Annotated in this window: 16 protein-coding genes; 10 read left to right on the top strand and 6 right to left on the bottom strand. The window is 60.7% G+C overall.

Annotated elements, in window-relative coordinates:
• Positions 1-22 precede the first annotated feature (22 nt).
• Positions 23-733 carry a dihydromonapterin reductase gene (gene folM / locus HCI85_RS14870; protein ID WP_167145535.1) on the bottom strand — a complete coding sequence of 237 codons (711 nt, stop codon included), beginning with the start codon at positions 731-733 and terminating at the stop codon, positions 23-25.
• A gap of 264 nt (positions 734-997) precedes the next feature.
• Here folM and HCI85_RS14865 point away from each other — a divergent pair, with 264 nt between their 5' ends.
• Positions 998-1,294 carry a hypothetical protein gene (locus tag HCI85_RS14865; protein ID WP_167145533.1) on the top strand — a complete coding sequence of 99 codons (297 nt, stop codon included), beginning with the start codon at positions 998-1,000 and terminating at the stop codon, positions 1,292-1,294.
• Positions 1,295-1,298: 4 nt separating this feature from the next.
• Here HCI85_RS14865 and HCI85_RS14860 read toward each other — a convergent pair whose 3' ends face one another.
• The gene (locus tag HCI85_RS14860; protein WP_167145531.1) at positions 1,299-1,724 is read right to left on the bottom strand and encodes a thiol-disulfide oxidoreductase DCC family protein; all 426 of its coding nucleotides are present in this window, start codon (positions 1,722-1,724) and stop codon (positions 1,299-1,301) included.
• A gap of 91 nt (positions 1,725-1,815) precedes the next feature.
• Between HCI85_RS14860 and HCI85_RS14855 the strand changes: the two genes are divergently transcribed.
• Both HCI85_RS14855 and HCI85_RS14850 read left to right on the top strand, forming a co-directional pair.
• Positions 1,816-2,769 (top strand): MerR family transcriptional regulator, encoded by a 954-nt coding sequence (locus HCI85_RS14855; RefSeq protein ID WP_160088183.1) that lies wholly within the window; start codon positions 1,816-1,818, stop codon positions 2,767-2,769.
• Positions 2,770-2,976: 207 nt separating this feature from the next.
• Complete coding sequence (locus tag HCI85_RS14850) at positions 2,977-4,755, top strand: acyl-CoA dehydrogenase C-terminal domain-containing protein (RefSeq protein WP_090251684.1); 1,779 nt, start codon at positions 2,977-2,979, stop codon at positions 4,753-4,755.
• 140 nt (positions 4,756-4,895) lie between these two features.
• Here the strand turns inward: HCI85_RS14850 and HCI85_RS14845 are convergent, their stop codons facing one another.
• Positions 4,896-5,507, bottom strand: a complete 612-nt coding sequence (locus tag HCI85_RS14845; protein WP_167145529.1) for a hypothetical protein — start codon at positions 5,505-5,507, stop codon at positions 4,896-4,898.
• Between the two features lie 51 nt (positions 5,508-5,558).
• On the bottom strand, positions 5,559-6,020 hold the full coding sequence (locus tag HCI85_RS14840; protein WP_090251690.1) for a PAS domain-containing protein: 462 nt from the start codon (positions 6,018-6,020) through the stop codon (positions 5,559-5,561).
• 112 nt (positions 6,021-6,132) lie between these two features.
• On the opposite strand from HCI85_RS14840, the gene HCI85_RS14835 reads away from it, so the two are divergent.
• The 7 genes from HCI85_RS14835 to HCI85_RS14805 all read left to right on the top strand — a co-directional run bounded on the left by HCI85_RS14835 (position 6,133) and on the right by HCI85_RS14805 (position 11,240).
• Positions 6,133-6,585: a flavodoxin gene (locus HCI85_RS14835; protein WP_160088178.1), complete on the top strand. Its 453-nt coding sequence runs from the start codon at positions 6,133-6,135 to the stop codon at positions 6,583-6,585.
• On the top strand, positions 6,585-7,052 hold the full coding sequence (locus HCI85_RS14830; RefSeq protein WP_167145527.1) for a cupin domain-containing protein: 468 nt from the start codon (positions 6,585-6,587) through the stop codon (positions 7,050-7,052). Before HCI85_RS14835 ends, HCI85_RS14830 begins: the two co-directional genes overlap by 1 nt.
• Positions 7,053-7,151: 99 nt before the next feature.
• Entirely contained in the window at positions 7,152-7,934 is a 783-nt protein-coding gene (locus HCI85_RS14825; RefSeq protein WP_167145524.1) for a class II aldolase/adducin family protein, read from the top strand.
• Positions 7,931-8,815 (top strand): alpha/beta fold hydrolase, encoded by an 885-nt coding sequence (locus HCI85_RS14820; RefSeq protein WP_167145522.1) that lies wholly within the window; start codon positions 7,931-7,933, stop codon positions 8,813-8,815. The genes HCI85_RS14825 and HCI85_RS14820 overlap by 4 nt, the downstream gene beginning before the upstream one ends.
• A complete protein-coding gene (locus HCI85_RS14815; RefSeq protein WP_167145520.1) occupies positions 8,815-9,345 on the top strand; it encodes a DUF1569 domain-containing protein in 531 nt (176 codons plus the stop codon). The genes HCI85_RS14820 and HCI85_RS14815 overlap by 1 nt, the downstream gene beginning before the upstream one ends.
• A gap of 107 nt (positions 9,346-9,452) precedes the next feature.
• Entirely contained in the window at positions 9,453-10,364 is a 912-nt protein-coding gene (locus tag HCI85_RS14810) for an SDR family oxidoreductase (RefSeq protein WP_090251709.1), read from the top strand.
• 108 nt (positions 10,365-10,472) lie between these two features.
• Entirely contained in the window at positions 10,473-11,240 is a 768-nt protein-coding gene (locus HCI85_RS14805) for a crotonase/enoyl-CoA hydratase family protein (RefSeq protein WP_167145518.1), read from the top strand.
• 9 nt (positions 11,241-11,249) lie between these two features.
• Here HCI85_RS14805 and HCI85_RS14800 read toward each other — a convergent pair whose 3' ends face one another.
• Both HCI85_RS14800 and HCI85_RS14795 read right to left on the bottom strand, forming a co-directional pair.
• Complete coding sequence (locus HCI85_RS14800) at positions 11,250-12,788, bottom strand: sigma-54-dependent transcriptional regulator (protein WP_167145516.1); 1,539 nt, start codon at positions 12,786-12,788, stop codon at positions 11,250-11,252.
• Between the two features lie 74 nt (positions 12,789-12,862).
• A complete protein-coding gene (locus HCI85_RS14795) occupies positions 12,863-13,162 on the bottom strand; it encodes an I78 family peptidase inhibitor (protein WP_090251717.1) in 300 nt (99 codons plus the stop codon).
• Between the last annotated feature and the right edge of the window lie 3 nt (positions 13,163-13,165).

Below are 13,165 nucleotides of genomic sequence, written 5' to 3'. Positions count from 1 at the left end.
TGCAGGATCCTCGCGGCCGGGTTCATTTGAGATGACGGCCGCCGTTGACAGTAAGGGTTGTGCCGGTGACATAGGGGTTGTCGAGCAGGTAGCGCAAGCTTTGGTAGATCACCTGTGGCCCGGGTTCGATGCCCAGTGCCGATTTGTTGAGGGTTTTGGCGCGGTACTCGGCATCGTCGTCCGGGTTGAACATGATCAGCGCCGGGGCGATACCGTTCACTTTGATCTGTGGGGCGAAGCGTGCAGCAAATGACAGCGTCAGGCTGTCCAGCCCAGCTTTGCTGGCGCAATAGGCGGGCCGGTTGGCGCTGCCCTTGCGTGCCACGTCATCGCTGATGTGCACGATATCGGCCGGTGAGCTGCGTTCCAGCAAGGGTTGGCAATGCAGGTTGATCAAATAGGGGGCGAGCATGTGCACGCTGAATAATCGCTGAAACGCCGCAGCTTCTTCGCCGGGCGTTTCCACCAGCCAATCGGAGGCGTTGTGCACAATGGCGCGCAGGCTGTCAGTGTGTCCTTTGAGTTGCTCGATAAACGCCAGGATGCCCGCCTCGTCGGCAAAATCTGCCTGTATGGCCAGGGCACCTCGTTGCCGGAGTCGATCGATGCCGTCGCGTTCACTGCGGTAGGTCACGATCAGCGCGTGGCCGTCATCCAGCAGGCGCTCGGCACAGTACAGGCCAATACGCTGGCTAGCTCCGGTTATCAGGATAGGTGCGGCGCTGGCGCTCATGGTCGACTCGGCAGAAGGAAAAAGGTGGGTTCAGCGACGCTGCGCCGGGTTACCTGACCAGTAAGACGCGGCCTCGACTGAACCAGGAGTAAAGTTATACCAGCAATGTGCTTTGTACAACCATGCGGCCCGTGCGGGTACTGGGTCTATACGGCTTAATTTGCCTATTTCATTGAGCTGTATCGGTATTTTTTATTGGTGAGGGCTAAATAAAATTGTTTTAATCGTGTACAAGTTTGGTTTTCTTGTACAGGTATGCGGCGTATGAAGCCTTGGCAATTGAGTGTTGCTGTGCTGTTCGGGCGTGTGCGTCGTGTGGAAGTGCTCACGCTGCGCTGCTGCGGCTACAAGGTGCAGGTGATAAGCAGGGCAGGTCGCGTGCGCGCGCTGGAATATGCCCCGGGCCGTCAGCTATGGCCTGGGTTGGCAATGCTTAAGGCGCGTCTGCGTGGCTGCGGTATCAGGCAAATGCTGTTGCTGCAGCCCGAGAGTCACGACGAAATTATTGGTCGCCCTGTACTGCTTGAGCCAGACCCAGGTCTGCGGATCACGTTACGCTGATGCGCTAACGCGATTTTTTGCTGACGTCGCATGTTGCATCCTTGCAGCGTCGACCCGCATCCGGGTGGGGAAGCCAGTCAAGGTGTGGCCGTAGCCGGCAAAACAATCGATAACCCAGTTCAAACAGTGGCCGCAATGCGGGCCATGTCAACGGCGTGGCCCAGTGTCCAAGGCCCGCCGCGCGCCAGCTCCATAGCGTGGCATCCAGGCCGGTGACCCACTGGCCATCAGCGAAGCGGGCGTGCAGGAGGTTCTGCAGGGTTTCGCGGCTGTATCCGACGGACTCTGGGTGAAAGTCGTTGACGCTGATATCAACCAGGCACAGCCGTTGTACATCAGCACGCTGGCGCAACAACTTGATCTCGCGGGCGCACAGCGGGCAGTCGCCATCGTAGTAGAGGGTCAGGGGCCAGCTCGGTTGCATATTCATGGTCTAACTCTTTGTATAAGTCTTGTACAAAGTATGCTGGAAATAGCTGGGTTACAATGCGGCCAACATTTTTTCTGTGATACCTGCGCCTATGTCCGATCACGTTGGTAGTGCGTCCCTCGTTTCGAGTGCTCTCAAGCAGGAAGAGTTATTTCCCATTCGTGAAGTGGCGCGTCTGACTGGTGTCAATCCGGTCACCCTGCGGGCTTGGGAGCGGCGATATGGGTTGATCCAGCCGACGCGCACCGACAGCGGTCATCGTCTGTATTCACAGGTCGATATCGAGTCGGTGCGCAGCATCCTGGCGTGGATCGAGCGCGGCGTTGCAGTTAGCAAGGTCGGTAAGATTCTGGCCAAAAGCAGTTCGATCAAATCAGCCAGCTCGCCAGTTTATGAAGAAGTCAGTGCCAGCGAGTGGGGCGAGTGGCAAGCTCAGCTCCGCCGCGCCATCAGTGCCTTTGATGAAGTGCGCCTGGATCGACTGTACGGCCAGATTTTCTCCAGCTATCCACTGCCCGTGGTGTTTCAGGACATCCTGATGCCGCTGTGGCAGGAGCTGTTGCTGCGCCAGGAGGAATACGGCCAGACCAGCGAATGGCTGTTTTTCGACACCTTCCTGCGTGCACGTACGTTGCAGCGCCTGCAGGTGTTGCGCGCTCAGGTTGAGGAACGTGTGCTGCTGGCGGCCTTGCCGGGCCACTGCCGCGAGTTGGAGCTGCTGGTGGCTGGGTTGCTGTTGAGCAGCGCCGAAACGGCGGTCAGCGTATTGGGCCTGGGCCAGCCGTTGGAAGAGCTGACGCTGATCTGTGAAAAAATGCAGCCCCAGGCGCTCGTGCTGTTCTCCAACCAGCCGCCCACTGATGATCTGCCTAAAGTGCTCTCGCGCCTTGCGCTGGCGCTGGATTGTCCGCTGGTGATGGCCGGTGACGGTGCTGACCTCGCCGAGGAAAGTCTCAGCGGCTCACCGATTGCCTGCTTGGGCAATGAAGGCCGCCTGATGCAGCGCCGCCTGCAGCAGTTTCTGGCTGGCCACCTCGATACCTGATTTCTCCACTAAGTACCCCTGAATTTGGGCGGCCTCCCGGCGGGTGGTCGCGCTTTGGCGTGCCCAGAAATTACTGTCGGTTTTAATTAGTTGTACAGCTTGTACAGAAAATTGCTTGCTATCTGGGTCTTTAGGCTATACAAAAGCTATACATTGTTTGTTTGTGTATAGCTTGTATCCATTCGTACAGCTTGAGGACTCAGCAACATGACCCAATACCGCGCACCCCTTCGTGACATGCGTTTCGTTTTTGACGAGGTGCTCGACGCTTATGCCACCTTGCAGTCGCTGCCTAGTCAGCGCGAGTTCGGAAACGACCTCGGTGGCGCCATTCTGGAAGAAGCCGCCAAATTGGCGGAGAACGTACTGGCCCCACTCAATGGCCCTGGTGATAAACAGGGCTGCCAGTACGATCCGGAAAGTAAATCGGTTAAAGCACCGGACGGTTTCCGCGCTGCTTACCAACAGTTTGCCGAAGGCGGCTGGACCGCACTGGCCTGTACCCCCGAGTTCGGCGGTCAGGGCTTGCCTCATGTGCTGAACATGATGGTTGAGGAGATGGTTTGCTCGGCCAACCTGTCGCTTGGCATGTACCCAGGCCTGACTCATGGCGCGATCAATGCGCTGACCGCTCACGGCGCCCGTGAATTGCAGGAGCGCTACCTGCCAAAACTGATCAGCGGTGAGTGGACAGGCACCATGTGCCTGACCGAGCCACAGTGCGGTACCGACCTGGGCTTGATCCGTACACGTGCTGTACCTCAGGCGGACGGCAGCTATGCCATCAGCGGTACCAAGATCTGGATCACCGGCGGTGAGCACGATCTGGCCGACAACATCCTGCACCTGGTATTGGCCAAGCTGCCCGATGCACCGGACAGCGTAAAAGGCATTTCACTGTTCCTGGTGCCCAAGTTCTTGGAAGACGGCAGCCGCAACCCGGCATTCTGCGGTGGCCTGGAACACAAAATGGGCATCAAGGGTTCAGCTACCTGCGTGATGAACTTCGAAGGGGCTCAGGGCTGGCTGATTGGAGAGCCGAACAAGGGCCTCAAGTGCATGTTCACCATGATGAACTCGGCGCGCTTGATGGTGGGCATGCAGGGGCTTGGTATTGCTGAAAGTGCTTACCAAGTCAGCCTTGGATTCGCCAAAGAGCGCCTGCAAAGCCGTTCGCTGTCGGGCCCGAAAGCCGCTGATAAACCTGCTGATCCAATCATTGTGCATCCGGACGTACGCCGCATGTTGCTGCGCCAGAAGGTGACCATCGAAGGGTGCCGCGCTCTGGCCTACTTCACTGGTCTACACGAGGATGTGGCTCATGACCATGAAGACCCAGCTGTGCGTGAGCAAGCCGATGATCTGGTGCAGTTGCTGACGCCGGTGGTTAAAGCCTTCCTCACCGACGAAGGCTTCAACAGTGCTAACGAAGGGCTGCAGGTACTTGGCGGCTCCGGGTTTACCGAGGACTGGGGCATCGAGCAGCTGGTGCGTGATTCACGTATCACACGAATTTATGAAGGCACCAACGGCATTCAGGCGCTTGACCTCGTGGGTCGCAAGCTAGCGCTGGGTGGGGGACGTGCTGTGCGCAATTACTTCGCCCTTATCGAGGGTTGGCTCAAGGCGCATGCCGAGGCTGATCACGTAATGGCCGTGGGTGGTGCGCTCAAGCAACTGCAGCAAGCCACGATGTGGATTGCCACCGAAGGCATGAAAGATCCTGAGCAAGCGGGTGCTGCAGCGACACCTTACTTACGTCTGTTCGCCCTCACCAGCCTGGCCTGGATGTGGGCACGTATGGCCGCGGTGGCCAAATCCAAGCTTGCCGAAGGCAGCACAGAAATAGCCTTTTATGGCGCCAAGCTGAAGTCTGCAGACTTCTTTATGGCGCGCATCCTGACGGAAACCGACAGCCTGCTGGCCGAGGTTAAAGCTGGTAAAGCCACCTTGATGGCCTTCAGCGATGAGGAATTTGCTGCCTAAAACGACTGCGCAATCCGATAGCCACAAGTTCCGCCCATTTTCGGTTATCGGATTTTTTTATCCCTGCTGCAGGCTTTTAGCCTGCACTTTAGGCCCGCCTGATTGCGGGTCTTTTTTTGTCTGTTAGTTGGGGGCGTTGTTCAGCCGTGGCGTGCCTGTGGTTGTTGTTCGCGTAGCAGGTGTTGCTGGTAAATGTAGTGGCGCAGCTGCTCATCGCCTTGCGGGTCGAGGGTATGCAGCTGATAGGCCAGCAGACCGTCTGCGGTTTCGCGGACAAAGATCCCCGATACGGCAATCGGTGCGTGTTCATCCACGGGCAACACCAGGTGAAAGCACTTGGGTGCCTTGCGCTGTGCGCGGTGTTCGATCAGCGCACCGTTCGCAGACAACTGATGAATCCACAGGTCACTCGGCTGTGTGTTGGGCTTATACAGCGGTAACGGCTCGGGCAGGGGCGAGCGCCATGCACGGTTGATCTCGCCTTCATCGATGATCTGCGGCGCGCCGAGCTGCAGGCAGGGTGCGTTGCGTTCATCCTGGCTAAGGTGCAGGTTGAAGGTGAGGTGCTGGTTGGCGATGTGCGCATGCAGGCTCAGCTGTTCATTGGCCGCACACTGCGCCAGCAGTTCGCTGAGCTGTTTGCCCAGGTCAACCGGCACGCCCGTTTGTCTGGGCGGCACGCTGTTCGTGGGCTGATGCAGCTGGCGGATAAAGGCCAGTTCGGCCTGGGTCAGAAGTGCTTGTTCTTGCATGGGAGCGGTCTATATCAAGCTCTGGAGCTGTTGTGACCGCTGATCTGGGGATTAGTTAGTGCCGGTCGTCGCCTGCAAGCGTGCCAGCTCGGCCTTGAGGACGGCCATCTCGGCTTCCAGCTCTTTGACCCGTTCCTGGGCTAGCACTTGTTCGGTGACGTTTTTCTGGATGCCGATGTAGTAGGTCAGCTGGTCGGCGTCATTAACCACCGGGGTGATTGACAGCTCGTTCCAGAACGGGCTGCCGTCCTTGCGGTAATTGCGGATGATCTGCCGGCACGGACGGTGTGCTTTTACCGCCTCGCGAATGGCATCCAGGCCAGCTTGATCACGGTCGCCAGCCTGCAGAAAACGACAATCCTGATAAAGGATGTCTTCGCTGGCGTAACCCGTGAGTTTTTCAAAGGCGGGATTGGCATAGATCAGGATGTTGTCGTCACCTTCCTGTTCGGCCACCACGATGCCGTCGTTGGAGGCGTTGATCACCAGTTGCAGCAGTTTGGCGTTGATCATGAGGCGATTTCCCAGTCTATGTCGGCTGCATTCTAAAACATCCGGGCGGTCTGTCTACTTGCGGCATAATGCCGTGCTTATCGATTTGGTTCTGACTGTTTCGGAGTTCTGCATGAAAATCGCCATCCTTTCCGGCTCGGTGTACGGCACCGCTGAGGAAGTTGCCCGCCACGCCGAGCGTCTGCTCAAGGCCGCCGGCCATGAGGCCTGGCACAACCCGCGCGCCAGTCTGGCGGATATTCAGGCGTTTGCTCCTGAAGCTTTTCTGGCGGTGACGTCGACCACCGGCATGGGTGAATTGCCGGATAACCTGCAGCCCTTGTACTACGCCATTCGTGATCATCTGCCGGCCTGGAGTGGTTTGCCGGGCGGGGTAATTGCCCTGGGCGACTCCAGCTATGGCGACACCTTCTGCGGTGGTGGCGAGCTGGTGCGCGAGCTGTATGCCGAGCTGGGCATCCGTGAAGTGCAGCCGATGCTGCGCCTGGACAGCAGCGAAAGCGTGACCCCGGAAACCGACGCCGAGCCTTGGCTGGCGGACTTTATTGCGGCGCTGCACGGCTGATGCACCCGCGCGCGCAAGAGCTGATCACGGCGCTGCAACTCCAGGCGCATCCGGAAGGTGGCTATTACCGCCGCCTGTATGAATCGTCTGCGCAGCTTGACGATGGCCGTCTGTGCGGCACGGCGATCATCTTTCTGCTTCCCGCCGGCGCGGCCAGCCGTTGGCACCGGGTGGATGCCGACGAGCTCTGGCACTTTTATGAAGGCGCGCCGCTGGAGTTGCTGGTCGCCGAGCAGCCCGATGCCGTGCGTTGTGCGCGCTTGGGGCCGGTGGCAATTGGTCAACTGCCGCAGCGCTTAGTGCCAGCGCATGCCTGGCAGGCGGCGCGCAGCACCGGGGCGTTTACCCTGGTGGGTTGTACGGTGACGCCGGGTTTCGACTTCGCCGGCTTCCAGTTGCTCAGCGATGACCCTCAGGCCCAGCGCGACTGGCCCATGCTCGTGCAGCTGCATCCCGAACTGGTTTGACCTGCAAGGCCACCATGCTGGCCGCTAGAGCGACTCACCTTTGCGGCATCCCTCGCTAGACTCCTTGGCACTTCAATAACAAAAGCCGAGGAATTCATCATGACCGTTGCCCACGCACTGCCTGTTGTCAGCCTCAAGGATCAGGTGTCTGCTGCCGAATGGCAGACCCGCGTAGACCTGGCCGCTTGTTACCGGCTGATTGCCCTGTATGGCTGGGATGACCTGATCTTCACCCATATCTCGGCCAAAATTCCCGGCAGCGAAGACTTCCTGATCAACCCCTATGGTCTGATGTTCCATGAGATCACCGCCTCCAGCCTGGTGAAGATCGACCTGGCCGGTAACAAGCTGATGGACAGCCCGTTCGACATCAACCCCGCCGGCTACACCATCCACAGCGCCGTGCACGAGGTGCGCCACGATGTTGATTGCGTGCTGCATATCCACACCCCGCAGGGGATTGCCGTATCCGCGCAAAAGCAGGGTTTGCTGCCACTGTCGCAGCAGTCGCTGTTCGTTCTCGCCAGCCTGGCCTATCACGGCTATGAAGGCGTGGCGCTGAACCATGACGAGAAGTCGCGCTTGCAGGCGGATTTGGGCGATAAGAACTTTATGATCCTGCCCAACCACGGCTTGCTTACTGCTTTCGGCAGCATTGCCGATGCCTTCCTCGGCATGTTCACCCTGCAGCGCGCCTGCGAGATTCAGGTGATGGCGCAGAGTGGCGGGGCGGAGCTGATCCATATCCCGCAACAGGTCCTCGACGGTGCCCGGGCGATGATTGCCGGCGTGATGAAAAGTCCGCAGGGCATGGGCGGCGCACTGCCGTGGCCGGCGCTGCTGCGCAAGCTGGATCAACAGATGCCAGGTTACGCAGCATGACGGCGCTGCCAGGGATTGCCCTGGCGGATTGGCGCAGTGCGGGGCAGACCTTTAGCTTTAACGGCCATGACATCCGCTACTGGACGGCCGGTCAGGGCGAGCCGCTGTTGCTGATTCACGGCTTTCCGACCGCCAGCTGGGACTGGCATTACCTGTGGGCTGCGCTGTCTGAGCGCTACCAGGTGATTGCCTGCGACATGCTCGGCTTTGGTGACTCGGCCAAACCCCGTGGACATGCCTACAGCCTGCTGGAACAGGCTGATCTGCAACAGGCGCTGCTGGCGCATCTGGGGATTAGTCAGCCAGTGCATGTGCTGGCCCACGACTACGGCGACAGCGTGGCGCAAGAGCTGCTGGCACGGCATCAGAACGGGCGCGTACAACTCGCCAGTTGTGTCTTTCTCAATGGCGGGCTGTTTCCGGAGACCCATCATCCGGTACTGGTGCAGAAGCTGCTACTCAGCCCCATCGGCCCGCTGATTGGCCGGTTGTTCAGCCGCCAGAAGCTGGCGCAGAGTTTTGCCAAAGTGTTCGGCCCACAGACCCAGCCCAGTGAGCGTGAATTGGATGATTTCTGGAGCCTGATCGCCGCCCATAACGGCCCGGCGGTGATGCACCGCTTGATCCGCTATATGCCCGAGCGCCGCGTCAACCGCGACCGCTGGGTGGCGGCGATGCAGGCCACGGCGGTGCCGATGCGGGTGATCGATGGCGCAGTCGACCCGATTTCCGGGGCGCATATGGTGGCGCGTTACCGCGAGCTGATCCCCCAGCCAGACACCGTGCTGCTGGAGGGCATTGGCCATTATCCGCAGACCGAGGCCCCGGATCAGGTGCTGGCGCATTACCTGCAATTTCGTGAAGGGATGGAGGCCACATAATGCAACGACGTACTGTTCTGAAAGGTGCCGCCCTCGGTGGTGTAGCGGCTCTGGGGGTCGGGTTCTGGGCATTGCCCAGCGGCGAGGCGCCAGCCGCAGTCAGCCTCGATGCGGCCCAGCAGCTTTTGGCCGGTTTGGTCGATCAGCCATTGCGCAGCCTCAAGGGTTGGAGCCCGGCCGAAGTGTTCAACCATTGTGCGCAGAGCATCGAGTATTCCATCAGTGGTTATCCCGAACTCAAGCCGGTTTGGTTCCGCAGCAACGTCGGCCCGCTGGCCTTTAGCGTATTTGCCGCGCGTGGGGCGATGCGTCATCCGCTGAATGAGGCCATTCCCGGCGCGGCCCCGCTGAATGCGCCAGCTACGCAAGCCCACGCGCTACAGCGTTTGCAGAAAGCCTTTGCCGACTTCGCTGCGTATCAGGGCGAGTTGCAGCCGCATTTTGCCTACGGCGCGCTTAGCCATGCCGATTACGCTCAGGCCCATGTGTTGCATCTGTATAACCACTTGAGCCTGATCCGCCCGGCCTGACTATCCCGCTGCTTTATTGCGCACCATTCAGCGCTGCGCGTAGCTATTGTGACCAGAGCGCGACTGCTGGACACTCGGTGCATTGTTAATCTGCCGAGGAATGCTGCATGAGCGACGCCATCCGTTTTCAAGATCAGGTTGTAATCGTCACCGGGGCCGGCGGCGGCCTGGGCCGCGCCCATGCGCTGTTGTTCGCCAAGCACGGTGCCAAGGTGGTGGTGAATGACTTGGGCGGCAGCACCCACGGTGAAGGCGCCAATGCCTCGGCGGCCGATAAGGTGGTTGAGGAAATCCGCGCAGCGGGCGGCACCGCTGTGGCCAACCACGACTCAGTGACCGACGGCGAGAAGATCGTGCAGTGCGCCCTGGACACCTTTGGCCGCATCGATGTGGTGGTGAATAACGCCGGTATCCTGCGCGACAAGACCTTCCACAAGATGGAAGACGCCGACTGGGACCTGGTTTACAAAGTCCACGTCGAAGGCGCTTACAAGGTCACCCGCGCCGCCTGGCCGCACATGCGTGAGCAGGGTTATGGTCGGGTGATTTTCACCGCATCCACGTCGGGCATTTACGGCAACTTCGGTCAGTCCAACTACGGTATGGCCAAGCTCGGCCTGTACGGCCTGACCCGCACCCTGGCCCTCGAAGGGCGCAAGAACAACATCCTGGTCAACGCCATCGCGCCTACTGGCGGCACGCGCATGACCGAAGGCCTGATTCCGCCGCAAGTGTTCGAGCAGCTCAAGCCTGAGCTTGTCAGCCCGCTGGTGGTGTACCTGGCGAGCAATGCCTGCGAAGAAACCTCCGGCCTGTTCGAAGTCGGCGGTGGCTGGATGGGCAAAGTGCGTTGGGAGCGCAGCCTGGGTGCTGGCTTCGATCCGCGTGAAGGCTACAGCCCGGAAGACGTGGCGGCCAACTTCGCGCAGATTTGCGACTTCGAGGGCGCCGCCCATCCGAAGGACAATATCGAAGCGATGAAAGAGATGATGGCCAACCTGCAGAAGTTCGCCCTCTGATTGCGCCACTCTGGCGGGGAGATCGGTCAGCAGGCTGATTTCCACCGCGCAGGGCTTTAAGGTGAAGGCCGGCTCAATGCCGGCCTTCGGCTTTTTAGGGAGCAGGTTATGCGCGTCATTATCGAAAAAAACGGCCCGGTCACTACCCTGATCATCAACCGCGCGGAGGTGCGCAATGCCGTCGACCGGCCGACGGCTGAGGCACTGGCCGCGGCATTGCGGGCTTTTGAAGCGGATGAACAGGCGCGGGTGGCGGTGTTGACTGGCGCGGGTGGGACTTTCTGCGCGGGCGCTGATCTGGGTGCGGTGGCCGCAGGCGCTGAGCGCGCCAATCGCCTGGAAACCGAGGGTGATGGGCCGATGGGGCCGAGCCGCATGCAGCTGAGCAAACCGCTGATTGCCGCCATCGAAGGCCATGCGGTGGCCGGTGGCCTGGAGCTGGCGCTGCTTGCCGACCTGCGGGTGATGGCGGATAACGCGGTGCTCGGGGTGTTCTGCCGGCGTTTTGGCGTGCCGCTGATTGACGGTGGCACCGTGCGGTTACCACGGATTATCGGCCAGGGCCGCGCGCTGGATCTGATTCTCACCGGTCGCCCGGTAGTGGCCGAGGAAGCGCTGAGCATGGGCCTGGTCAATCGGGTGGTCGCAGCCGGTAGCGCGTTGGCTGCAGCGCAGCAACTGGCGCTGGAGATTGCCGGCTTCCCGCAACGCTGCATGCTCGCCGACCGCGTCAGCGCTTATGCGCAGTGGGACCTGTCGTTTGCCCAGGCCATGGCCAACGAGTTTGCTGGTGGAATGGCGGTGATTGCCAGTGGCGAAACCCAGGCCGGCGCACAGCGCTTCAAGGATGGTACGGGGCGACACGGCAAATTCTGAGCCGCGTGTTTACGGTTTGCCCGGAATCCCGTATTTACGCAGACGCATGGCAATCGCGCTGTGCGAGGTGTGCAGGCGGGTCGCCAGTTGCCGGGTCGAGGGATGGCTGGGATAGAGCTTTTCCAGCAGGGCTTTTTCGAACTGGTCCACTGCCGCTTCCAGACTGCTGACTTCGCCCTCGGCCTGCTGCGCAGCCACTGCGGTGCCGGCGATATCCAGATCATCGATCTGCACCAGATTGCTTTCGCAGATCGCCGCAGCGCGGAAGATCACGTTCTGCAGCTGGCGCACATTGCCCGGCCAGCGATTGCCCAGCAGCGCCGGGTAGGTATCCGGTGTCAGCCGGCAGGGCAGGCGCTGGATCTGCGCGCAGGCCTGCTGCATAAAGTGCCGCGCCAGCAGCAGGATGTCCTGGCCGCGCTCGCGCAGCGGTGGCACTTCCAGGTTGAGCACGTTGAGGCGGTAGAACAGGTCTTCTCGGAACGCGCCCTCGTTGACCATCTTTTCCAGGTCACGGTGTGTGGCGCTGAGGATGCGCACATTGACCTTGACCTCACGCTCGCCGCCGACCCGGCGGAAAGTACCATCGCTTAAAAAGCGCAGCAGCTTGGCCTGCAGGTACGGTGACATTTCGCCGATTTCATCGAGAAACACCGTGCCCTGGTTGGCCAGCTCCAGTAGCCCCGGCTTGCCGCCGCGCTGGGCCCCGGTAAAAGCGCCGGGGGCGTAGCCGAACAGTTCGCTTTCGGCGAGGTTCTCCGGCAATGCCGCACAGTTAAGCGCGAGAAATGGCGCGGTGCGTCGCGTGCTTATGGCGTGACAGGCGCGCGCCACCAGCTCTTTGCCGGTGCCGGTTTCACCCTGGATCAGCAGCGGCGCATCGAGGGTAGCAACGCGCTGGGCGCGGGTCTTCAGGCTGCGAATCGGTGCGGAGTCACCGAGCAGCGAGTCGAAGCCTTCGGCATGGTCGTGGTGCAGTGCCGCCAGGCGTTCGCCGATGCGGCTCGGCGCATACAGGCTGAGCAGGCCGCCGGCCAGTTGCCGCGCGCCGCCGTCGACGCCTTCGGTGATCGGCTGCGCATCCAGTAGCAGCGCCTGGCCCTTGAGCGTGACCTCACGCATCGGCAGGCGGAAACCCTGGTCAAGCAGCGCTTGGTGCAGATCGTTGTCGGCGAAAAGCTCACCAATGCCCAGGCCATCAGGCTGTTGGCCACAGAGTTCGATCAGCGCCGGGTTGGCCAACAGCACGCGGCCCTGGCTGTCGACCGCCAGCACCGGATCGGTCATGGCCGCAAGCAGAGCATCGAGCTGCAGATGCCGGCGCTGGCCTGGGAGGATGTCGACGATGGTCACCGCCTGTACGCCACGCACCTTGAACAGCGCCTCGCGCAGCTCATCGAGCACCTCGGGGCTCAAGGTCGGCGCGTCTATGTAGACATTCGGCGGCACCATTTCCACCGCATCCAGATTGAGATTGCGCCCACCGAGCAGCGCCAGCACTTCCTGGGTGATGCCAACGCGGTCGATAAAGGTGACGTGAATACGCATGAAAACGGGCGGCCGACTGGTTTACAGGTGCGCCAGTATGCCCGGTCTGTGGGGCTTAGTTAACCGAGGGGCGCTCAACCGCACGTCAGGCGAATGATTACTTCGCTTTCATCGATATCGATGTTCAGGCGCTGCGGGTTGTAATCCATGGTCGCGGCGTCGCCGGGGGCGAGCACGCGCAGGGTTTTGGCGTTGGCCTGCTGCTGCACCTGCTCGATCAGCTCGCTGCTGGCGGTCTGACCGAGTACGCCATGAACCTGCTCGACATTGCAGTCGCCGCTGATTTCGGCGCTTGGCTGGGCGGGCTGTTGTGAGCTGCAACCTGCCAGTAGGGCGAGGAGGCTGAGGCCGGTGAGGGCGTGACGAAGTGCCATGGT

It is taken from the genome of Pseudomonas sp. OTU750018 (assembly GCF_011636575.1).
Lineage (GTDB): Bacteria > Pseudomonadota > Gammaproteobacteria > Pseudomonadales > Pseudomonadaceae > Aquipseudomonas > Aquipseudomonas peli.
The sequence above is the reverse complement of the archived record's forward strand: the minus strand, read 5'-3'. Positions and strand labels throughout refer to the sequence as shown.

Bases quoted from the DNA above. Each gene is read 5' to 3' on its own strand.
- HCI85_RS14860 (WP_167145531.1), bottom strand. From the start codon at position 1,724: ATGAATATGCAACCGAGCTGGCCCCTGACCCTCTACTACGATGGCGAC.
- HCI85_RS14795 (WP_090251717.1), bottom strand. From the start codon at position 13,162: ATGGCACTTCGTCACGCCCTCACCGGCCTCAGCCTCCTCGCCCTACTG.
- HCI85_RS14845 (WP_167145529.1), bottom strand. From the start codon at position 5,507: ATGCAAGAACAAGCACTTCTGACCCAGGCCGAACTGGCCTTTATCCGC.
- folM (WP_167145535.1), bottom strand. From the start codon at position 733: ATGAGCGCCAGCGCCGCACCTATCCTGATAACCGGAGCTAGCCAGCGT.
- HCI85_RS14865 (WP_167145533.1), top strand. From the start codon at position 998: ATGAAGCCTTGGCAATTGAGTGTTGCTGTGCTGTTCGGGCGTGTGCGT.
- HCI85_RS14800 (WP_167145516.1), bottom strand. From the start codon at position 12,788: ATGCGTATTCACGTCACCTTTATCGACCGCGTTGGCATCACCCAGGAA.
- HCI85_RS14850 (WP_090251684.1), top strand. From the start codon at position 2,977: ATGACCCAATACCGCGCACCCCTTCGTGACATGCGTTTCGTTTTTGAC.
- HCI85_RS14840 (WP_090251690.1), bottom strand. From the start codon at position 6,020: ATGATCAACGCCAAACTGCTGCAACTGGTGATCAACGCCTCCAACGAC.
- HCI85_RS14835 (WP_160088178.1), top strand. From the start codon at position 6,133: ATGAAAATCGCCATCCTTTCCGGCTCGGTGTACGGCACCGCTGAGGAA.
- HCI85_RS14830 (WP_167145527.1), top strand. From the start codon at position 6,585: ATGCACCCGCGCGCGCAAGAGCTGATCACGGCGCTGCAACTCCAGGCG.
- HCI85_RS14855 (WP_160088183.1), top strand. From the start codon at position 1,816: ATGTCCGATCACGTTGGTAGTGCGTCCCTCGTTTCGAGTGCTCTCAAG.
- HCI85_RS14825 (WP_167145524.1), top strand. From the start codon at position 7,152: ATGACCGTTGCCCACGCACTGCCTGTTGTCAGCCTCAAGGATCAGGTG.
- HCI85_RS14815 (WP_167145520.1), top strand. From the start codon at position 8,815: ATGCAACGACGTACTGTTCTGAAAGGTGCCGCCCTCGGTGGTGTAGCG.
- HCI85_RS14805 (WP_167145518.1), top strand. From the start codon at position 10,473: ATGCGCGTCATTATCGAAAAAAACGGCCCGGTCACTACCCTGATCATC.
- HCI85_RS14820 (WP_167145522.1), top strand. From the start codon at position 7,931: ATGACGGCGCTGCCAGGGATTGCCCTGGCGGATTGGCGCAGTGCGGGG.
- HCI85_RS14810 (WP_090251709.1), top strand. From the start codon at position 9,453: ATGAGCGACGCCATCCGTTTTCAAGATCAGGTTGTAATCGTCACCGGG.